This window comes from Mesorhizobium sp. P2_E7 (genome assembly GCF_056403855.1).
Genome location: NZ_JBFUER010000001.1, coordinates 817,393 through 837,543 on the forward strand (window position 1 = coordinate 817,393; position 20,151 = coordinate 837,543).

At 61.0% G+C, this 20,151-nt stretch carries 20 protein-coding genes and 1 pseudogene; 7 read left to right on the plus strand and 14 right to left on the minus strand.

Features of this window, described 5'->3' with window-relative positions:
- Nucleotides 1-96: 96 nt before the first annotated feature.
- Together AC1DYC_RS04105 and AC1DYC_RS04110 are read right to left on the minus strand one after the other, a co-directional pair.
- On the minus strand, nt 97-1,386 hold the full coding sequence (locus tag AC1DYC_RS04105; protein ID WP_112561348.1) for an ABC transporter substrate-binding protein: 1,290 nt from the start codon (nt 1,384-1,386) through the stop codon (nt 97-99).
- 34 nt (nt 1,387-1,420) lie between these two features.
- A complete protein-coding gene (locus AC1DYC_RS04110) occupies nt 1,421-2,509 on the minus strand; it encodes an ABC transporter ATP-binding protein (RefSeq protein ID WP_477404186.1) in 1,089 nt (362 codons plus the stop codon).
- 264 nt (nt 2,510-2,773) lie between these two features.
- Between AC1DYC_RS04110 and AC1DYC_RS04115 the strand changes: the two genes are divergently transcribed.
- A complete protein-coding gene (locus AC1DYC_RS04115) occupies nt 2,774-3,487 on the plus strand; it encodes a GntR family transcriptional regulator (RefSeq protein WP_477404188.1) in 714 nt (237 codons plus the stop codon).
- Between the two features lie 72 nt (nt 3,488-3,559).
- On the opposite strand, the gene AC1DYC_RS04120 is transcribed toward AC1DYC_RS04115, so the two are convergent.
- Together AC1DYC_RS04120 and AC1DYC_RS04125 are read right to left on the minus strand one after the other, a co-directional pair.
- A complete protein-coding gene (locus tag AC1DYC_RS04120; protein WP_477404190.1) occupies nt 3,560-3,988 on the minus strand; it encodes a hypothetical protein in 429 nt (142 codons plus the stop codon).
- Between the two features lie 53 nt (nt 3,989-4,041).
- A complete protein-coding gene (locus tag AC1DYC_RS04125; protein WP_477404192.1) occupies nt 4,042-5,361 on the minus strand; it encodes a hypothetical protein in 1,320 nt (439 codons plus the stop codon).
- A 294-nt stretch (nt 5,362-5,655) separates the two neighbouring features.
- Here AC1DYC_RS04125 and AC1DYC_RS04130 point away from each other — a divergent pair.
- Nucleotides 5,656-5,823: pseudogene (locus tag AC1DYC_RS04130) on the plus strand (GntR family transcriptional regulator); the annotation flags it as partial.
- 3 nt (nt 5,824-5,826) lie between these two features.
- Here AC1DYC_RS04130 and AC1DYC_RS04135 read toward each other — a convergent pair.
- Nucleotides 5,827-7,056: a GNAT family N-acetyltransferase gene (locus AC1DYC_RS04135; RefSeq protein WP_477404194.1), complete on the minus strand. Its 1,230-nt coding sequence runs from the start codon at nt 7,054-7,056 to the stop codon at nt 5,827-5,829.
- 92 nt (nt 7,057-7,148) lie between these two features.
- Here AC1DYC_RS04135 and AC1DYC_RS04140 point away from each other — a divergent pair, with 92 nt between their 5' ends.
- Together AC1DYC_RS04140 and AC1DYC_RS04145 are read left to right on the plus strand one after the other, a co-directional pair.
- A complete protein-coding gene (locus AC1DYC_RS04140; protein WP_477404196.1) occupies nt 7,149-8,207 on the plus strand; it encodes a polysaccharide deacetylase family protein in 1,059 nt (352 codons plus the stop codon).
- A 161-nt stretch (nt 8,208-8,368) separates the two neighbouring features.
- Complete coding sequence (locus tag AC1DYC_RS04145) at nt 8,369-10,105, plus strand: adenylate/guanylate cyclase domain-containing protein (protein WP_477404198.1); 1,737 nt, start codon at nt 8,369-8,371, stop codon at nt 10,103-10,105.
- A gap of 158 nt (nt 10,106-10,263) precedes the next feature.
- On the opposite strand, the gene AC1DYC_RS04150 is transcribed toward AC1DYC_RS04145, so the two are convergent.
- Nucleotides 10,264-10,479 carry a DUF2842 domain-containing protein gene (locus tag AC1DYC_RS04150; protein ID WP_477232828.1) on the minus strand — a complete coding sequence of 72 codons (216 nt, stop codon included), beginning with the start codon at nt 10,477-10,479 and terminating at the stop codon, nt 10,264-10,266.
- A gap of 152 nt (nt 10,480-10,631) precedes the next feature.
- On the opposite strand from AC1DYC_RS04150, the gene AC1DYC_RS04155 reads away from it, so the two are divergent.
- A complete protein-coding gene (locus tag AC1DYC_RS04155) occupies nt 10,632-11,723 on the plus strand; it encodes a COX15/CtaA family protein (protein WP_477404200.1) in 1,092 nt (363 codons plus the stop codon).
- Here AC1DYC_RS04155 and AC1DYC_RS04160 read toward each other — a convergent pair.
- Genes AC1DYC_RS04160 through speB form a run of 3 tightly spaced genes read right to left on the minus strand, consistent with a single transcriptional unit; the run spans nt 11,713 to nt 14,513 of the window.
- A complete protein-coding gene (locus AC1DYC_RS04160) occupies nt 11,713-12,546 on the minus strand; it encodes an aminoglycoside phosphotransferase family protein (RefSeq protein ID WP_477404202.1) in 834 nt (277 codons plus the stop codon). The two genes, AC1DYC_RS04155 and AC1DYC_RS04160, sit on opposite strands and share 11 nt — an antisense overlap.
- An 8-nt stretch (nt 12,547-12,554) precedes the next feature.
- Nucleotides 12,555-13,481 carry an N-acetyl-gamma-glutamyl-phosphate reductase gene (gene argC / locus AC1DYC_RS04165; protein WP_477404204.1) on the minus strand — a complete coding sequence of 309 codons (927 nt, stop codon included), beginning with the start codon at nt 13,479-13,481 and terminating at the stop codon, nt 12,555-12,557.
- A 30-nt stretch (nt 13,482-13,511) separates the two neighbouring features.
- The gene (gene speB, locus AC1DYC_RS04170) at nt 13,512-14,513 is read right to left on the minus strand and encodes an agmatinase (RefSeq protein WP_477404206.1); all 1,002 of its coding nucleotides are present in this window, start codon (nt 14,511-14,513) and stop codon (nt 13,512-13,514) included.
- A 246-nt stretch (nt 14,514-14,759) separates the two neighbouring features.
- On the opposite strand from speB, the gene AC1DYC_RS04175 reads away from it, so the two are divergent.
- Nucleotides 14,760-15,812, plus strand: a complete 1,053-nt coding sequence (locus AC1DYC_RS04175) for a glycerophosphodiester phosphodiesterase family protein (protein ID WP_477404208.1) — start codon at nt 14,760-14,762, stop codon at nt 15,810-15,812.
- Between the two features lie 197 nt (nt 15,813-16,009).
- Here the strand turns inward: AC1DYC_RS04175 and AC1DYC_RS04180 are convergent, their stop codons facing one another.
- A complete protein-coding gene (locus AC1DYC_RS04180; protein WP_477404210.1) occupies nt 16,010-16,882 on the minus strand; it encodes an aldo/keto reductase family oxidoreductase in 873 nt (290 codons plus the stop codon).
- Between the two features lie 91 nt (nt 16,883-16,973).
- Here AC1DYC_RS04180 and AC1DYC_RS04185 point away from each other — a divergent pair, with 91 nt between their 5' ends.
- Nucleotides 16,974-17,873, plus strand: a complete 900-nt coding sequence (locus AC1DYC_RS04185; RefSeq protein ID WP_477404212.1) for a LysR family transcriptional regulator — start codon at nt 16,974-16,976, stop codon at nt 17,871-17,873.
- 261 nt (nt 17,874-18,134) lie between these two features.
- Here the strand turns inward: AC1DYC_RS04185 and rpsI are convergent, their stop codons facing one another.
- From rpsI to AC1DYC_RS04205, 4 genes are all read right to left on the minus strand, one after another.
- The gene (rpsI, locus tag AC1DYC_RS04190; RefSeq protein ID WP_023669408.1) at nt 18,135-18,617 is read right to left on the minus strand and encodes a 30S ribosomal protein S9; all 483 of its coding nucleotides are present in this window, start codon (nt 18,615-18,617) and stop codon (nt 18,135-18,137) included.
- A 1-nt stretch (nt 18,618) separates the two neighbouring features.
- Nucleotides 18,619-19,083 (minus strand): 50S ribosomal protein L13, encoded by a 465-nt coding sequence (rplM, locus tag AC1DYC_RS04195; RefSeq protein WP_192253381.1) that lies wholly within the window; start codon nt 19,081-19,083, stop codon nt 18,619-18,621.
- Between the two features lie 236 nt (nt 19,084-19,319).
- Entirely contained in the window at nt 19,320-19,595 is a 276-nt protein-coding gene (locus AC1DYC_RS04200) for a type II toxin-antitoxin system HicB family antitoxin (RefSeq protein ID WP_477404214.1), read from the minus strand.
- 25 nt (nt 19,596-19,620) lie between these two features.
- Nucleotides 19,621-20,073 (minus strand): PaaI family thioesterase, encoded by a 453-nt coding sequence (locus AC1DYC_RS04205; RefSeq protein ID WP_477404216.1) that lies wholly within the window; start codon nt 20,071-20,073, stop codon nt 19,621-19,623.
- Nucleotides 20,074-20,151: the final 78 nt, after the last annotated feature.

Here is a 20,151-nt window from a genome sequence, read left to right on the forward strand (position 1 = left end):
ACTCCGTCACGCACCCCTCATCCGTCTCGGCGCTACGCGCCGATCCACCTTCTCCCACAAGGGGAGAAGGCGAAGAGGAGGGAGCGGCTTGTTCCCTTACGCCGCGATGAACTCGTTCCAGCGCTTCACCATGTAGCGGTCCTCGTCCATGACCGAGTTCCAGCAGGCGACCTTGCCCATGCGTTCCTCGAAGGAGCCGCCGTCGCGCACGGCGCCGGCCTTTTCCATGACGGTGCCGTCGGGCGCCTTGATCTCGCCCTTGGCCGGCTTGCCCTCGATCCAGTAGCCCCACTCGTCCTCGGACATGAACTTCTTGGCCGAGACCATGTTGGCGGAATAGTAGCCTTGGCGGTTGAGATAGCCGCCGACCCAGCCTGATGTGTACCAGTTGATGTATTCGTAGGCCGCGTCGAGCTCGGCGCCTTTGAGATGGGCGGCGAGGCCAAGGCCACCGCCCCAGGAGCGGTAGCCTTCCTTGAGCGGCTGGAAGCGGCAGGCGATGCCCTTGGAGCGCACCGCGGCGACGGCCGGTGACCACATGGACTGGATGACCACTTCGCCCGATGCCATCAGGTTGACGCTCTCGTCGAACGACTTCCAGAAGGCGCGGAACTGGCCGGCCTGCTTGGCCTTGATCAGGAAGTCGATCGTCTTGTCGATCTCTTCCTTGGTCATGTTGCCCTTGTCGGCATATTTGATGTTGCCCGTGGCCTCCATGATCATGGCCGCATCCATGATGCCGATGGACGGGATGTTGAGAATCGCGGTCTTGCCTTTGAAGGCCGGGTCCATGATGTCGGCCCAGGTGGTGATGTCGCGGCCGACGAGGTCGGGGCGGATGCCCAGCGTGTCGGCGTTGTAGATCGTCGGCACCATGGTGAACCAGTTGGTGGGCGCCTTGGCGAAGGTCTTTGAGTCCTGCGCCTCGACATAGCCGACCGTGTGCGGCGCGGTGCCCTGGGCAATGACGCTGTCGGGGGTCAGTTTGCCGGTTTTGAACAGCGGCACCAGCTCGTCGTAGTATTTCAGCTTGCTGACATCCATCGGCTGCAGCACGCCGCTCGGGAATACCTTTTTGCAGATCCAGTATTCGATGTCGGCGATGTCGTAGCTGTCCGGTTGGGTCACGGCGCGCTGGGCGGCCGCGTCCGAATCGGTCGCCGTCATCTCAAGCGTGATGCCGAGGTCGGCCTTGCACTTGTCGGCGATGGCGTTGAGGTTCGAGACGCCGGTGCCGAACTGGCGCAGCGTGATGTTGGACTGCGCCCAGATGGTCGGGAAACCGGTGATGACGCCGGAGCCGGCGGCGAGGCCGACGGCGGCGGCGCCAGTCTTGAGCAGCGAGCGGCGCGAAATGCCAGTCTTGGTTTGCGGTGTGTTTGTCATGCTTATTCCCCTGTTTTGTTTTGCTTCGTTGAATTCATGAATGAAGGCGCCCGAGGACAATCGCATCCTCGGAATCCCAGGCGAGCGGTACGGCGTCGCCAATGGCGACGGGTTTGGCGAAGAAGTCGGAATCGTCGAGAATGACCGTGAAATCGTCGATGCCGGCGCCGGTCACCGACAGCTTCACCGTGGCGCCGCGATATTCGATGTTGGAGACGATGCCGGTGAAGCCGAGGCCGGGCGAGGGCGCTTCACCCATGCGCACATGGTCGGTGCGGATGGCGATATCGATTGGCGTCCCCACGTCCTGACCCTGACCGCAGGCGGCGAGCGAGGCGCCGCCATTGACGTCGAAAACGACCATGCCGTCGCGCGCGCCGCTGACCCGGCCGGAGATGACATTGTGGTCACCCATGAAGCGCGCGACAAAGGCCGTGGCCGGCCTTTCGAACACATCGCGTGGGGGTGCCGCCTGTTCGATGCGGCCGTCATTCATCACCACGATCAGATCCGCCAGAGCCATGGCCTCCTCCTGGCTGTGGGTGACGTGGACGAAAGTGATGCCGAGCGAAGTCTGCAGCTTCTTCAACTCGGCGCGCATACGGATTTTCAGGAACGGGTCGAGCGCCGACAGCGGCTCGTCGAGCAACAGCGCCTCCGGGTCGGTGATCAACGCGCGGGCGAGTGCGACGCGCTGCTGCTGGCCGCCGGAAAGCTGCGCGGGGCGGCGCGTCGCATAGGCTTCCATCTGCATCAGCTTGAGCATGTCGAGCGCCTTGGCGCGGCGCTTTTCCTTGTCGACGCCCTTCATCTTCAAGCTGAACGCGACATTGTCGATGAGGTCGAGATGCGGGAACAGTGCATAGGACTGGAACATCATCGCCGTGCCGCGCTTGGCGGGCGGCAGGTCGGTGACGACAGTGTTGCCAAGCCGGACATCGCCCGACGAAATGCTTTCATGGCCGGCGATCATGCGCAGCGTCGAGGTCTTGCCGCAGCCGGAGGGACCCAGCAGGCAGCAATAGGTGCCTGCCGGTATTTTCAGGCTGATGGCCTCGACGGCAGTCGTCGTTCCGTACACTTTCGAAACGGACACGATGTCGATCTCGGCGGCTTTGGACATTCAGGCTTTCCCGTTTGGTCGCATTAACCAAAGCATCATGCGTGCCAATTTGCGGGTCAGCGGCCAAGCGGTTGAATTGTCTGAAAAATCAGGCTTCGGCAGCGCTGCCTATCTGGCGAGCTGCCTTGTGCGTTGCACAAATTATGGGCGATTGTTCGCGATTTGCACAAGAATCGTATGCAATCTTTTTTAGCTTCGTGTCCACTTTGCCACTCGTGCGCAGCCGACGAGTCGCGCTAGAAGGGGGCGGGAACCATCATCGCCATGAATATCGCCGATCAGATCTATTCCGCAGCCGACAGCGCCAATCAGGATCGCGCCCAGGCGATCCGCGACAATCTGCGGGACGCCATCGTCGACCGTCGGCTGGCGCCAGGCACCAAGCTGTCGGAAGGCGAGGTCGGCACGCTGTTCGACGTCTCGCGCACCGTCGCGCGCGCGGCGCTGCAGATGCTGTCCTTCGAGGGGCTGGTGCGCACCGAGCGCAACCGCGGCGCCTTCGTCGCCAATCCGTCACCCGAGGAAGCGCGCCAGGTGTTCGCCTCCCGCCGGCTGATCGAGCCGGGCATCGCCATCGCTGCTTGCGGGCGCGTAACCGCGGCCAACCTTGCTGCGTTCAGGGCGCAGCTCGACGAGGAAGGCCGCTTCATCGCCGAACGCGGCCCAACCGCTCGGCGCTCCGAAATCAAGGCGTCGGGTGATTTCCACCTGCTGCTTGCCTCCGTCGCCGGCAATGCCATCCTGCAGCGCTTCATGGAGGAGCTGGTGGCCCGTTCGTCGCTGGTCATCGCCCTTTACGGACGGTCTGGCGTATCGGCCTGCGGGCACAGTGAGCACACGGAAATGGTCGGTGCGCTGGAAAGCGGTGATTGCGGGTTGGTGAGCCGGCTGATGCTGCACCATATCGACCACATCGAGGCAGATCTCGACCTGCGGGTCAGGGCCGGACCAGCGCTCCGCGAAGCTCTCAATTTTTGAGGAAATGCAGGCTACTCGGGCGACGATTGGAATAACAGCGTCGAACTCAGCGCAGTTTATATTTAAGTATGGCTAATCCTGTTCAGTGGGTTGTGAGTCTGCCGGCGTATAAACAGTCTTTCCAAAGAGTTTTGATGATATCGCGCCTAGATAAGAGCCGAACATAGTCTCGACTCCACCCAGGCTAACCTTCATGTTGTCTGGACCGAAGCCGGGAATTTGAACATAGACAAAATAAAAGATGGCGAAGACCGCGCTCAGCAAGCAAATTGGGAACAGTAAAACTACGAACGTGAACCCTGCGCTAACTTTGTAGGCGCGAGCCACCCCTTTTTCGTTCTCAAGAACATAATTTAGCGCTGCGAAAGCAGTCGCACCAAGAACCGGAAGAGTCATAACGATGATCTGGATAACGTCCGTTCCGGCTAGAGGTCCAAAGATCCCTAGCATGAGTCCGGCTAAGAAAACGGCCAAATGACCTAGTAGGATGACTAGTGCCACCAACGTCCTAATCTGATTTTGATACACCACTATAACCCCGTAGACATAACTATCTAGTTCCAGCAGTGCAACTTGTTCTCAACTATTTTTTCAATGCTCTGGTTCTCGATTTCATCAGGAAACCCCTCCCTCGCGAACACACAATTTCCGTCGCCAAGTCCGTAAGCAATCGAAGTGGCAGCAATGGCCTCGAAATAATATTCCGTATCCCTAGTGAAGTACGATCGGTCCGGTGGGCTATCGTTCCCTCGACCGCGGTTAATGGATTTCATTCTCTCGACCCAAGTCACCACAGAATATGCTCCCGCAGCTTCGGTATTGTTATCGAATGGCTCAAAAAAAACCTGAAACTGATCCCATTGACCTACGTCATTTCGTGAAACTTCAGAAGCTATTCTTACTTCGTAGCTTGCATCTATCTGATATGGCGGGACATTTACCTTTGTTATTTTTGGTTTAGAAATATCATACTTATACTTGCCGCCATCAGAGAAGAATGAGCTCATTTTAATCGACAAAAAAGAAAGAAATTTAGATTCAGAAAATTTGTCTCCATCAAATAGATTGCTTTTCTTTGTGGTAAAATAACTTCGATCAGCACCTCCGCAGCCACCAATGTCAAAATCTACCGTAAATAGTCCCGTTTTACGGAGCTTAACTGCATAGTAGGTTTCTGTTCCAATTGGAACCAACATGTACCGACTTTTGTCTGGCATTTTCTTGGTCAAGAAAGTCAACAAAGATACGCTAGGAAAAAGTTGCGGATAGATTGTCTTTAGCTCCTGCTGAGACACCTCGTGACCAATCTTCGCAATTAGATCAAATTGATCGACGCCGTCTTGCTGATATTGGACTGTTGAATCAGATAATTCTTTGTCTTTCGATATAGATGCTAAGATCGTCTTTTCATTTGCGGTATCTAGAAATGTGACATCAAGGGCACCATATGCGTCACCGCAGTCTCGGATCGACAGCGTTTTTGCGGCGTCGGAAGGCTCCCCATTTAAAGGGCGAGATAGTGAAATCTCACCTGATTCGTTTCTCCAAGTAATTTGTTCTCCTTCAACACTTTTCTTGAAACGTTCTGTAAAACCACCAAAGCCTATTGCCTTATTAGCTTCGAATTTGAGGTTGAGAGTACCGGAGGTAGCATTGTCACCGGCGACCTTGATTGGAGGGGTGCTATCGCCGCGCAACGGCACCATTGCCCCTGTGACGTCCGTGCCATTGAAGGCTAGGGTTAACACCGCTTGAGGATAGGGAGAATAGCCGCTGCCAAAGATGATGTAAGTCCTGGAGTCACCTGCTCCGGCGGCAACGCTCAGGCATATAAATTCGACGCAGCATATGGTCAAAGCGACGATGAGTTTCATTCATCCCCCCAAGCATCTGGAGGATAAGGCTATGCGGTATTCGTAGATGAATCAACCATCGATAGAACTGAAACGTCCTCTCATACACTGGCGTATGGGCGTCAAGGTTGATTTCCAGGTCTGATATTTCTATTGAATGTAGGATTTTTTCGTTGAATAAGATGAAACCTGTTGGACCGCCTGCCAAACTGAGACGCCCAGCATTGCCGAGGCGATCTGCGCTTGGCTGGCGCCCGGCACCAAGCCGCCAGAAAGCAAGGCGGATACGCTTTTCGACATCTCGCGCACCGTGACGTTTCAGCCTGCGGGCATAGCGAGCACACGGGGATTGTCGGCGCGCTGGAGAGCGGCGATTGCGGGTTGGTGAGCCGGCTGATGCTGCACCATATCGACCACATCGAGGCAGATCTCGACCTGCGGGTCAGGGCCGGTCCAGCGCTCCGCGAAGCGCTCAATTTCTGATGGCTAGTTTTCGTCTTCCGTGGCGGCTGGCGCCGCCTGTCCGGCCGCCTTGCGGCGCAGCATCTTGGTCAGCTTCCAGATCGTCGGGCTGTTCTTGATGAAGGCTTTCGCCCGCACGCCTTGTCGCAGCGCCGATGCGAGGGCTCGTCCCTTCAGCGTCAAGGGCACCAGCACCTCGAAATGCCGGGTCTCGATATCGCACCAGAGCCGCTTGTAGGGCTCGTCGCCGACCGAGAAATCATAGACTTCAAAACCTGTCTCGCAGGCTTCCTGGATGTTGTCGAAGAACAGGAAATCGCCGGGGCTGGTGTGGCCGAGATCGTCCTCGGCAATGGCTCCGAATTCGCAGATCAGCCGTTTGCCCGAGCGGCTCGAGCCGGTGATCGCGCGCAGCTTGCCGGCGACCTCAAGCCCATGCAGCACGAAGGCCGGTTTCTCCTCGGTGAGCGCGCCGGCAAACAGTGTGCGGAAGAAAGCGCGCACCTCCGGCTCGCCGAACACATTGGCGATGCCCATCTTGGCGAAGCGGAACTCCTTCATCTCGAAGAAAGCATCGAGCAGCCTGTTCACCTCATCCGGTGTCCGCGCTTCGATGCGGCGATGACTGCCGACCGCCTCGAACTTGCGCGTCTGCGACCGGTGCTTCTTGCGTTTGCGCTTGCCGCTCGCGCGGGAGAGCAAGGCATCGAAACCACCATCGAGGTCGACGGCAAGCGACAGGTTTGGGCTTGGAAAATTGGAGAACGTCGCGAGCGGATTGGCAACGCCTTCGAGATCGGGCAGCAGCCTTTCCAGCGCTATCAGGTCGACATCGGGACGCGCCTTGCCGATCGCCGTCACCAGCCTGCGGATCGCCCCAGCATCGGTCTTTGCCAGCCAGGTCGGATCGGCGGCGGCGAAATTGCCGTTGGCATGACGTCCGCCCATGAAGCGGGCGACGCAAAATGGACCAGTTCGCGTGATTTCCAGTGCCAGCGAGAACACCGGCCTGTCCTCGATTTTCAGCGTGGCGACGATGGCATCGGGATTGGCCTGCGCTGTCCAGGCACAGGCCCAGGCCGCGCTCTGCGCCGGCGCAAACAAGGCCGAACGGCAGAATTCCCCGTAAGAGGCGAGTGCGGCAGCGTCGGCGATCGACGCCGACAGGCTGGTCTGGTCGGCAGCGGTTGCGCGCGCAGACGCCTTGCTTGCGGCGAGCCGATTGCCGTCAAATGACGCGGTGGCGTCAACCATACCTCAATCCTTAAGGCGTATTCGTCGCGATCAGGGAGTTCGCGTCGGCGCGTTCCGTGCTTGGATTGAGCCTAGGCGCAAAAGGTGAATGAATGATCGACGGCGGGGAGGCAGTTCGGAAACTGGCGCTTAACATCGCCCGCTTTACCGGCCTCGCACCGCTGGCCAAGCCCTTCGTCGGCGGCATCGGCGCCATCCTGATGTTGCACCGGGTCACCGCCACGCCGGAAAAGCCCGACGGCGTCAACCGCCACCTCAACATCGCCCCACGTTTCCTCGACGCTCTCGTCGCCGATATGAAGGCGAGGGGTTATGCCTTCGTCACGCTTGACGAGGCGATCGAGCGCATCAAGGCCGGCGGCAAGGACGGCCAGTTCGCCACCATCACCGCTGACGACGCCTATCGCGACAACATGACCGAGGCGCTGCCGGTGCTGGAAAAGCACGACGCGCCGATCACCATCTATGTCGCGCCGGGCCTGATCGACGGCAGTGCCGATTTGTGGTGGGACGTCGTCGAGGACATCGTCAACGCACGCGACCGGTTGACGCTGGCGACACCGAAGGGGCCGGTGACGATCGATTGCTCGACCCACGGCAAGAAACTCCAGGCCAATGCGCGCCTGCACGCCTATCTGACGCTCGAGGTGCGCGAGGAAGATCAGCGCGCCGTGCTGCGCGAACTCGCTCGCTCGAACGGCATCGAACTCGATGGCTTGCGCTCAAGTACGCTGATGACCTGGGACGATATACGCGCCATGGCCGGGCACAGGCTGGTGACGATCGGCGCGCATACGGTCAACCATCGCAATCTGAAGCGGCTCGACGAAGCCGATGCGCGCCACGAGATCGGCGACGTCAGGCGCCAGTTGCAGGCGCAACTCGGCGAAGAACCGCGCCATCTCGCTTATCCCTATGGCTATGCCAGCGCCGTCGGCTGCCGTGAAGTCGGCTTTGCCCGCGATGCCGGCTACGCCTCGGCGGTGACGACCCGCCATGGCGTGCTGCATGCCGAGCACGCCGGCTTCCTGCATGCGCTGCCGCGCATCTCGGTCAATGGCCGCTACCAGAGCGTCGCCCATATCCGCACCATGCTGTCGGGCGTGACGACACCGCTGGCCAATGCCGGCAAGATGGTGGTGACGATTTAGGGTGTGGACTCATATGCGCATAGCCAAATGCGGATCGAAGCCAGTTTAGACGTATCAGAGACTGGCCAAACCGACCTGAATGGACCCAGAGCGGCAAATCAGGCCAATAGACTCCTCCTGGGGATGCAAATACAATTTGCTGCACCGAGAGCACCCCTGCGATGTCCGAGGAACGCGTTCAACGCCGCCTTGCTGCCATTCTGGCCATCGACGTGGTTGGCTATAGCCGCCTCACGGAGCGCGACGAGGTAGGTACCTTGGCTACGCTCAAATCTCGGCGTCGAGAGATCCTTCAGCCAATGATCTCCAAACATCACGGTCGCATCATCAAACTGATCGGGGATGGCGCGCTGATAGAGTTCGGAAGCGCAGTCAACGCCGTAGACTGCGCTGTCGAATTGCAGAAAGCTATGGATATCGCGAATGCAGATTTGGCTGGGGATCGACGCATCGTATTGCGTGCTGGAATTAATCTCGGCGATGTGATGGTGGAGGGCAACGATCTCTACGGCGACGGAGTCAACGTCGCGGCTCGACTCGAGAGTCTGTCGGAGCCCGGGGGATTGTGCATCTCGGGAAGTGTCTTCGAGCAGATTAACGGCAAGCTGCCACATTCATTCGTTTCGTTGGGCCCGCAGACTCTCAAAAACATCGATCGACCGATCCAAACCTATCGGCTCGCGGGCAAGGATGGAGCCGCGGCGGTCACCTCGACCGTTGAACTTTCTCTTCCCGTCAAGCCGTCAATAGTCGTCCTCCCCTTTGTGAATATAAGTGCTGACGCCGAGCAGGCGTATTTCGTCGATGGATTGACGGAGGATCTGATTACCGACCTCTCCAAAGTGCCCGAGCTCTTCGTTATCGCCCGGAACTCATCCTTTGCCTATAAGGGCAAATCGGTAGACACCCGCCAGATCGCTCGCGAACTTGGCGTGAAATATGTACTGGAGGGTAGCGCCCGACGGGTGGCGGATCGTGTTCGGATCAATGCCCAGCTCATCGATGCACCCGCCGGTGGGCACATCTGGGCGGATCGCTTCGACAGGGACCTTGCCGATATCTTCGCGGCACAAGACGAAGTCGTCGGCAAGATTGTGGAGGGGCTCGCCGGCAAGTTGGCCGCGGCAAACCTGAAGGAGCGATATCGGCCAACGAACCTGGGGGCCTATGATCTCTATCTACGGGGGCGGGCTGAATGGGCACACTCCACGGAGGCGGGCGTTGCGGCCATTCCCTTATTCGAGCGGGCCATCGCGCTCGATCCTAACTACGCGGATGCCTATCGCTGGTTGGCGATCAGTCAGTGCGAGGCCTGGGTCTTCAGGAACCATCCGATGAATCCCTTTCGTCGACAGTCTATGGCGTCGGCAAGAAAGGCGATTGAACTCGATCCCGAAAATTCTGGCACGCATTGGGTACTCGCGTTCATACTCCTCCTCGAGCGCCAGTGGGACGAGTCAGCCAAAGAGTACGAGATTTCGCTGCGGCTCAACCCGAACGATGCCGATGCTTGGGCAAACTTCGGGGATCTGAAGACCTATGAAGGTCGCGGAGTAGAGGCCATAGCCTGCATCGAGAAGGCATTGCGCCTGAATCCGCGCCCGCCGAGCTGGTATTTCTGGTTACTCGGAGGTGCCCAATCCGCTGCCGGCAAGTATGAGGAAGCAGTGAAGACGCTGAGGAATGATGCAACATATCGAACCGAATCCAGGGTTAATTTGGCGTCGATCCTAGCGCGGCTCGGCAGGTTCGAGGAAGCGCGTGAAGAGGCTACGCTATATCTGGCAACAAACCCCCATTTCAAGATTAGCCATTGGGTCGAATCCCAGCCCTATCGCGACCTGGCGTTGCGAGACATGTACGTCGAAGGCCTTCATAAGGCCGGCTTTCCGGAATGACTAACTTTTTAGTCGCCGGAGCCACCCTGCTGGAGTCGGCTTGGCCCTTCGGCCACAAGGCAATGGCAACCGATAATGGCCGCTTTCGTCTCAAAACCAGACATTCGCCCATGATCTAACCATGCGCGCTTATGAGTTTACGCGCTAGGCCGAGCTCCTCAGCCCTTCGGCCGCGGCTCCAGGATCAGCCATTTGATGATGCCCATCGCCGGCAGTATCCAGAACAGGCCGCTGAACAGGAAGAACAGGAAATGCACCAGCGGGCCGGATTCCGACAGCTGCGCCACGGCTATGATCGACGCGACCAGCGCGTAGATGATGACCAATGCCACCAGCAGGAAGGTTCCGATCAGCTTTTTTAGGCGGATGGGCATGAGGCGTTCTCGTTGATCGCCTTCGCTTAGGCCCAACCGGGCGCCTGTGCAACCCGGCAGTTGCGGCGCGACGGCGTGCCGCGCCGCCCGGTCTTGTCAGCCGGGTTGCGATGGTTCACCAATCCGCCAGTTGCAACTGCCGGGACAAATCCATGGCCGCCATCTCAGCTGCCGCGCCTTACACGACCCGCGACCGCGACCTCAACAACCGGGCGCTGGTGCGCGGCTGGCTCTATGTCGTGCTTCTGGTGCTGTTTGCGCTGGTGTTGGTCGGTGGCGCCACCAGGCTCACCAATTCGGGCCTGTCGATCACCGAGTGGAAGCCGATCCACGGCGTGATACCGCCGCTCAACGATGCCGAGTGGCAGGAGGAATTCCAGCTCTACCAAAAGATCCCGCAATATGCCGAGCTCAACAAGGGCATGAGCCTCGACGCCTTCAAGTCGATCTTCTGGTGGGAATGGGCGCACCGCATCCTGGCGCGCAGTGTCGGCCTGGTCTTCGGCCTGCCGCTGCTGGTCTTATGGGCGACGCGGCGCATCGAGCGCGGCCTTGGGCCAAAACTGCTCGGCATTCTTCTGCTCGGCGGCCTGCAAGGTGCCATTGGCTGGTGGATGGTGGCCTCCGGCCTGGTAGACCGTGTCTCCGTCAGCCAGTACCGGCTGGCGACGCATCTGACGCTTGCCGCGCTGATCTTCACCGCGACCATGGTGGTCGCGCGTGGGCTGGCGCCGCACTCAGAACCTGCCGCCGACCGGTCGACGCAGAGACTGGCCGGTTTCATCGTGTTTCTGGCGCTCGTCCAGATCTATCTCGGCGGGCTGGTCGCCGGGCTCGACGCTGGCCTGAGCTACAACACCTGGCCGCTGATGGACGGCAAGATCATCCCCAGCGACCTGCTGCTGCTCGAACCGGCCTGGCGCAATTTCTTCGAGAACCCGAAGACGGTGCAGTTCGTTCACCGGCTGGGCGCCTATACGGTCTTCGTCGTGGCGCTCTGGCACATGATCGCAACACGCCGGCGTCAGCCGGGAACGACACATGCGCGGCGCGCGACGCTGCTGTTCCTGCTCGTTGTGGTGCAGGCCTCGATCGGCATCGGCACGCTATTGATGCAGGTGCCGCTGCACATGGCGCTGACGCATCAGGCCTTCGCCCTTATCCTGCTGGGTTTTGCTGCCGCACACTGGCGCGGCACCAAGGGCGCCTATCCGCTGCCGCACCAGATATCAGTCAGAAGCTGAGCCGCACCTTTCGGATCGCTTCGGCGACCGATAGTTCGCGGTTCTCGTCGACCGCATTCTTGTCCTCATAATGCCAGGCGGCTGACAGGCAGCCCCAGGCGATGGCATGGTCGAGAATGGCGGCCGGCGTCTGGCCGAGTGTTTTGCCAAAGATGTCAGCCATATGCGTGATCCGTTCCGGATCGAGGCAAAGGTCGTCGCACTCGAGCGGGTTGTAGAACATGTTGGCGGCGTCGAAGCCGGGATCGCCGAGCACACCCTTGGGGTCGATCGCCAGCCAGCCGCGCGCGCCCTGCAGGATGTTGTCATGGTGCAGGTCGCCATGCAGCGGCTTGACCGCGTGCCGGGTATCGAGCAGCCGGTGCGCGATTTCAGCGGCCTCGACATAGAGGCTCGGCTTCCCGGCGTCGCGATCGGCTTTGGCTTTTTTGAACAGGCTGGCAAACCGCGTTCGCAGCAGCTGCAGGTCTGGCGGGGCAGGGTGTTTTGATGGCGAAAACAGCCTCGCCATCACCGCCGCCGCGATAGCCGTGGCGGCGTTGTCGCCGTCTTTGTCCAGAACCTCGGAAAGCAGGGTGTCGCCGGCATATTCGAGCAGCATGCGGTGGCCGTCGCGGCCCAGCAGCCGCACCGCGCCTTCGCCGCGCCGCCAGGCGAGATAATGCTCGCCGCGCAACTCGTCCTCGACATCGTCGAAAGGTTTGAGCGCCTTGACGATGGCCGGCGAGCCGTCTTCGCGGACAACCTTCCAGATGCGGCTGGAGAAGGTCTCGGCAATAAGTTCGTGAGCGCTGACCTTCCAGCGCTTTGGAAATGCCGGCATGTCTGTTCCTACAGACCGAGCATCAGGTCCATGTTCTGCACGGCCGCACCCGAGGCGCCCTTGCCGAGATTGTCATAGACGGCGATCAGCAGCGCCTGTGCCCTGTCGTCATTGGCGAAGACATAGACCTTCATGCGGTTGGTGCCGTTGTAGACCTCCGGATTGATCTCCGGCATGCGCTCCATATGCGCATAGGGCGCAACCTCGACCACGCCGCCTTGGATGGCGGCAAAATGATCAGCGATCGCAGCGTGCAGTTCGGCGCCGGTCGGCACATGGTCGAGGCCGCCGAGTTGCAGCGGCACCACCGTGATCATGCCTTGGGCGAAATTGCCGACCGCCGGCTGCATGATCGGGTCATGCGACAGCTTCGCATAGGTCCTGAGCTCCGGCACGTGCTTGTGCTGCAGGGTCAGCCCGTAGGGCAGGAACTCCGAGGCATCCTCGCCCTGGGCGACATACTCCTCGATCATCGGCCGGCCGCCGCCCGAATAGCCCGAAATGCCGTTGACCGTGACCGGGAAATCCGGCGGCAGCAGGCCCGCCGCCACCAGCGGCCGCAGCGTTGCGATCGGTCCTTGCGGCCAGCAGCCGGGATTGGCGACGCGCCTGGCGTTGGCGATGGTCTTCGCCTGTCCCTTGTCCAGTTCGGCAAAGCCATATTCCCAGCCCTCGGCGACGCGATGCGCCGTCGAGGCGTCGATCACCTTGGTGGTGTCGTTGGCAATCAGCGACACGCTTTCCTTGGCGGCGGCATCCGGCAGGCACAGGATGGCGACATCGGCGGCATTGAGGAACTCTGCACGCGCCGCCGTTTCCTTGCGGCGCTCGATCGGGATCGAGATGATCTCAAGGTCGCCGCGCTCGGCCAGCAGCGCCCGGATCTGCAGGCCGGTGGTGCCGTGTTCGCCATCGATGAAGATTTTCGGTTTCATATCCCTGCCAAATTCCCTGCTAGTTCAAACCTATATGCCTTGGCCGTGGTTCGCGGCGCCATGATTGCCGTTGTTCAACTCTTCGGCCCGCGCCCTGCGTTCCGCCACCAGTCCGAGATAGTGCATCGCCACCATCGAACCGGCGATCGCCGTTATATCGGCGTGATCATAGGCCGGCGCAACCTCGACGACGTCGGCGCCGACAATATCGACCTGGCCGAGTTGGCGCAGCGTCGACAGAATCTTTGCCGAGGACGGTCCGCCGGCGACCGGCGTGCCGGTGCCGGGCGCGAAGGCCGGGTCGAGGCAGTCGATGTCGAAGGTGAGATAGGTCTTCCTGCCGCCGGTGCGGTCGACAATGGCATAGGCTATGTCGGACGCTCGCATCTCCTCGATCTCGTGGCCGTAGAGGATCTTGATGCCGAACGTGTCGGGCGCATGGGTGCGGATGCCGATCTGGATCGAGCGGTCGGGATCGATGATGCCTTCATTGACGGCGCGGCCGACGAAGGAGCCGTGGTCGATGCGCTTGCCGTCATCCGGCCAGGTGTCCTGATGGGCGTCGAACTGCACCAGCGCCAGCGGCCCATGGATGGCGGCATGCGCCTTGAGCAACGGCCAGGTGACGAAATGGTCGCCGCCGAGCGACAGCAGGAAGGCGCCTGATTTCAGGATTTTCGCCGCCTCGCGCTCGATCGTGCCGGGTGTCTTCTGGTGGTTGCCCGAATCGAGCAGGCAATCGCCATAGTCGACGACCGAGAGATGCTCGAACAGGTCGCGCGAGAACGGGTATTGCGGGTCGTTGTCGAGGATCGCCGAGGCGCGGCGGATCGCCTGCGGCCCAAAGCGCGCGCCCGGCCGGTTGGTGACGGCGGCGTCGAAGGGAATGCCCCATACGACCGCGTCCGCGCCCTTTACGTCCTTGGTGTATTTGCGCCGCATGAACGACAGCGCGCCGGCATAGGTCGGCTCGAAGGATGCCCCCGTTTTGGAGCGGGCGGTGAAGGCGTTGTCGATGGTCTGGTTCGCCATTACGGGTCCTCTTTGTTCATCGGGCTGCCACAACTACAGAACCGGCACGCAAGATGCCAGTCACAGCTTGGCGAAACGCCGTAGCGTTCTACAGGCTGCCTTTCTCAATCCTGCTCCGGCGCTCTGCTGGCATGGTTTCAGCACGACTTTGTTGCAGCGGCGCGACAATCCACTAGCCGGCTTCGTTCACCGGCCTGTCACTGACGTCGCTTATCCCCGGTCCGATCCGGCAAGGAGCGATTCTCGATGCGGACCATCTGCCTTCTGCTTTGCGCAGCACTTGGCGCTTTCACCGGCCAGGCCTCGGCAGGGGAAACCCGCGCCAGGCAGATTCTCGACCGCTTCGAACATGCCAACCAGTGGCGCGACCATGTCATGGTCGCCGCGCACCGCGCCGGCAGCATGCAAGCCGGCAAGACGCTCTATGCCGAAAACTCGCTCGCCGCCGTCGAGGGCGCGATCGCGATGGGCGCCGAAATCGTCGAGGTCGACATCAGGCGCTCGAAGGATGGCGAATTCGTCGTCATGCACGACAGCTGGCTCGACCGCACCACGAATTGCAACGGCGAGGTGGTCAACTACACGCTGGCCGAACTCAAGCACTGCAGGCTGGTGGTCGAAGGCACCGGTGCCGTCACCAATGAGGCGGTTTCCACGCTGCGCGAAATGCTGCTGGCGACCAGGGATCGCATCCTCATCAACCTCGACAACAAGCTCGATGTTCAGGCTCTGCCCGGCATGATCGCCATTGCCCGCGAGCTCGGCATGGCCGAACAGGTGATCGTCAAGGAGAACCTGTGGAACCAGCAGCGGATCGCCACGGTCAAGACGGCGCTCGATGCTGCCGGCGGCGGCTTCCAGTTCATGCCAATCATCGCCGACGACGCGGTGCATGATGCTGCCTTTGCCGAGCAGGTCGGCAAGGCTTTTGCGCCCGGCGCCATCGAGCTGATCAACTGGCGGGCAGGGGCGCAAACGCTGACTGAGACCGGCGGGCCGCTGTTCAGCACCCGCATGCGGGCGGTGTCGGTGCGGGGCGGCTGGCACATCTGGGCCAACACCTACGCCATCGTCAACAAGCCGGGCGGCTTCCTCTCCGGCGGCCGCGGCGACGAACTGGCGGTGGCGGCCAGCCTGCCGGCCGAGACCTACGGCTTCTGGGCCGACCGCGGCGCCACCATCATCCAGACCGACGAACCGAAAGCCGCGATTGACTGGCTGGCGGCGAATGGGTTTCGGGTGCCTTATGCGGATGAGGCAAAGCCGGCCGAGCCGGCGAGCACGGCGAGTATCAACTAGAAATTCAAAGCCGGCGCTTCTCCCCACCCGGCGCTGCGCGCCGACCTCCCCATCGAGGGGAGGTAGGGCGTTGGCGCTTATGTCCTGACCATTGCAACGATCGCAGGGCAGGGAAGCTGCCGCAGCCTCCTACCTCCCCTCGATGGGGAGGTAGCGCCGAAGGCGCGGGTGGGGTGATAGCGCAACCCGCGAAGGTCTCACGCTGCCTTCGCCACCCCATCCAGTTCGGCCAGCACATCAACCGACAGCTCCAGCTCCGCCGCCGCCAAATTCTCCCTGAGATGCCCGACCGACGATGTCCCCGGGATGAGCAGGATGTTCGGCGAGCGCTTGAGCAGCCAGGCCAGCGCGACCTGCATCGGCGTGGCGCGGAGGCGCGCGGCGACATTTGACAAAGTCGACGATTGCAGCAGGCTGAAACCGCCCAGCGGGAAGAACGGCGTGTAGGCGATACCGGCGCGCGCCAACTCGTCGATCAATCCGTCGTCGTACCTGTGCGCCAGATTGTACATGTTCTGCACGCAGACGATCTCGGCAATCCCCCGGCCTTCCGCGACCTGCGCAGGAGTGACGTTGCTCAGGCCGATATGGCGCACCAGACCCTTGCGCTGCAGTTCGGCAAGCGCTGTCAGCTGCCCTTCGATCGAGCCTTCGGACGGCCCCATCGTCCCGAACATGATGCGCAGATTGACGACGTCCAGAACCTCAAGTCCGAGGTTCCTCAGATTGTCGTGCACAGCTTGCTCAAGCTCCTTGGGCGAATTGGCAGGCAGCCAGGAGGCATCGCTGCCGCGCCGCGCGCCGATTTTGGTGACGATGACGAGGTCTTCAGGATAGGGCGTCAGCGCCTCACGGATCAGCTGATTGGTGACATACGGGCCGTAGTAGTCGCTTGTGTCGATGTGGTTGACCCCGGACGCCACCGCTTCACGCAACACGGCAATGGCCGCGTCATGATCCTTCGGCGGGCCGAACACGTGGGGGCCGGCAAGCTGCATGGCGCCATAACCGAGTCGCTTTACGGTGCGGCTGCCGAGGGTGAATGTGCCGGACTTTTGGACAGTGGACATGATGGATCTCCTTTGAGGAGGCGAAGATAGGCGCTGCTCAACCTCGGGATAATCAGGTACAATCCGTACAGCTTGTGCGGATTGGCGAACAATGATGGACCTTGGCGATCTGAACGCCTTCGTGGCGGTGGCGCGTGCCGGCGGTTTTCGCGAAGGGGCTCGCGCCAGCGGCGGCAGCGCGTCTGGCTTGAGCGAGGCGGTGCGCCGCCTGGAGACGCAGCTCGGCGTCAGGCTGTTCAACCGCACGACGCGCAGCGTTGTGCCGACCGAGGCCGGCCTCAGCCTCTTGGGAAGGCTCGGTCCGGCGCTGTCTGAGGTGGAGGCGGCGCTCGACGTGGTCAATGGCTTTCGCGATCGGCCGGCGGGCTCGTTGCGTCTCAATGTGCCGGTCAGCGCCGCGCGGCTGATCTTGCCCGACATCATTCCGGGCTTCCTCGCCGCTTATCCCGGCATCCGGCTCGAGGTGATCGCCGATGAGAACTTTGTCGACGTTCTGGCGGCCGGCTGCGATGCCGGCATCCGCTACGACGAGCGGCTGGAACAGGACATGATCGCGGTGCCGATCGGACCGCGCGTGCAGCATTTCGCCACGGCTGCCAGCCCTGCCTATCTGGATCTTCATGGACGACCGCAACATCCGAGCGACCTGCTTGGCCATTCTTGCCTGCGCGGCCGCTTTGCCAGCGGTGCGATGCTGCCGTGGGAATTTGAGCGCGACGGCGAAGTGGTGCGGGTCGACACGACGGGGCCGTTGATCGTGCGGATCGGCGGCGCGAGCGACCTTGCCGTCCATGCGGCGATCGCCGGCAGCGGCATAGTCGCTCTCTTTGAAGGCTGGCTTCGCCCACACTTCGACAGCGGCGCCCTCGAGCCCGTCCTCGAACCGTGGTGGCAGAGCTTTTCCGGGCCGTTTCTCTACTATCCCGGGCGGCGCCTGGTGCCGGCGCCGCTGCGGGCGTTCATCGATTTCGTCAAAGCCGGCAAATACTGAGACCTGCTGCCGGGTGAACGACAGTCGGCGCCATCACCCCACCCGGCGCTTCGCGCCGACCTCCCCATCGCGGGGAGGTAGGGCGTCGCGCCTTACATCTGAGACTGTCGTCCTGACGCCTCGCCGCACGGGCGAAACTGCCGTGACCCCCTACCTCCCCTTGATGGGGAGGTCGCGCCGAAGGCGCGGGGTGACTGCCGAGACCCAAAACAAAAAGGCCGCCCGAAGGCGGCCTTTCCGATTGTCTGTACTGAGCAGCGCTTAGCGCTTCGAGAACTGGAAGGAACGACGGGCCTTCGCCTTGCCGTACTTCTTGCGCTCGACGACGCGGCTGTCGCGGGTCAGGAAGCCGCCCTTCTTGAGCACGGCGCGCAGTGCCGGCTCGTAGTAGGTCAGCGCCTTGGAGATGCCGTGACGAACAGCACCCGCCTGGCCGGACAGGCCGCCGCCGATGACGGTGGCGACGATGTCGTACTGGCCGGCGCGGTTGGAGGCGATGATCGGCTGGTTGAGGATCATCTGCAGGACCGGACGCGCGAAATAGGTCGCGAATTCCTTGTCGTTGACGACGATCTTGCCGGAACCCGGCTTCACCCAGACGCGCGCAATGGCGTTCTTGCGCTTGCCGGTGGCATAGGCGCGGCCCGACTTGTCGAGCTTCTGGACATGGACGGGTGCTGCCGGCTGGGTATTGGTGTTGCCGGTGGCAGCGCCCAATTCTGCGAGCGAGGAAAGCTCAGCCATCTTATGCAACCTTCTTGTTCTTGGCGTTCAGCTTGGCCACGTCGAGGGTGACGGGCTGCTGGGCGACATGCGGATGTTCCGTGCCTGCATAGACGCGGAGGTTCTTCATCTGGCGACGGCCGAGCGGGCCGCGCGGGATCATGCGTTCGACGGCCTTCTCGACGACACGCTCGGGGAAACGACCCTCGAGCAGCTGGCGCGCGGTGCGCTCCTTGATGCCGCCGGGGTGACCGGTGTGCCAGTAGTAGACCTTGTCGGTGAACTTCTTGCCGGTGAACACCACCTTGTCGGCATTGATGACGATGACGTTGTCACCATCGTCGACATGCGGGGTGAAGGTGGGCTTATGCTTGCCGCGAAGATGATTGGCGATGACAGTGGCGAGACGACCAACGACGAGACCCTCGGCGTCGATCAGCACCCACTTCTTCACCACATCCGCAGGCTTCTGCGAAAAGGTTGCCATGGATTTCTGCTTTCGGTTAGGACCTACCCCAATGATGGAGAAGGCGTTTCTTGTTGCTTGGATTGGTGACAAGGCACTTGCCCGCCGCCAATAACAAAACGGCGGCCTTTGCGGGCCGCTGCTTCGGGAGGGCTTATAGGCGAGGTGCGTGTGTGCGTCAAGGCATAGGAAAAGCACGTGAGCGCACAAAGGTCAATAAAAACAAAGGCTTGATAAAAAGGTATTATTTTACCACATCAATTCGCGCGCTTGCGCTCGGCTAATTGCGGCACTGATACAAGATAGCCCCCTTCGGCGAGAGACTTGCGTATGTCAGGAAGTACGACGAGCGTTTCGTAGCTGGACGGTTGGGGAGCCGACATGTCCTCCGCCCAAAACTGCAATGCTTCGATTGCATTTGGCATAACGCCTTCCGCGTCGTCCGCAGCTGAAAAGCAGCCGGGGATATCGGGAAAGCGGATGCCGAACGAGCTGTCCGGGTCTTTGTCGACCAAAGCGAAATAGGTTTTCATTGCGAGTTCCAGGGTTGCCTGTCCACTATAGCACCCGCGTCGGCGGGATCGAATAGGTGCCCGTGGCATGCGCCACCGTGTGTCCCTCCGGTCCGGCGACGATGTCGATGTCGAACACCATCAAACTCTTGCCCAGCTTCAGGATGCGGCAATGGCCGTCGATCGGCCCGGCCTCGGCCTTGCGCATGAAATTGATGTTGAGATTGATGGTGACCGAGAGTGCGTCCGGCCCGGCGTGGCTGAGCACGCAGACGTAGCCGCCAATGTCGGCCAGTGTGAACAGCGAGGGACCGGACACCGTGCCGCCGGGGCGCAAATGCCGTTCGTCGGCATTGAGCCGCACCGTGCAGCCGCCAGGGAAAACATCTAGCGCCTCGTATGAAGCGAATTCGTCGTTGAGCTGCGGGTAGACGCTGGCCATCAGCGCATTGACTTCAGCCGCATTCAGCACCGGCTTGAGATTGTCCTGGGCGGGCATGTCGGTCTCTCGTTCTATGCTGGGCCTGTATGAACGCAATGGCGCGTTTCTGGCAACACCTTCAGCCCACTGGCGCAA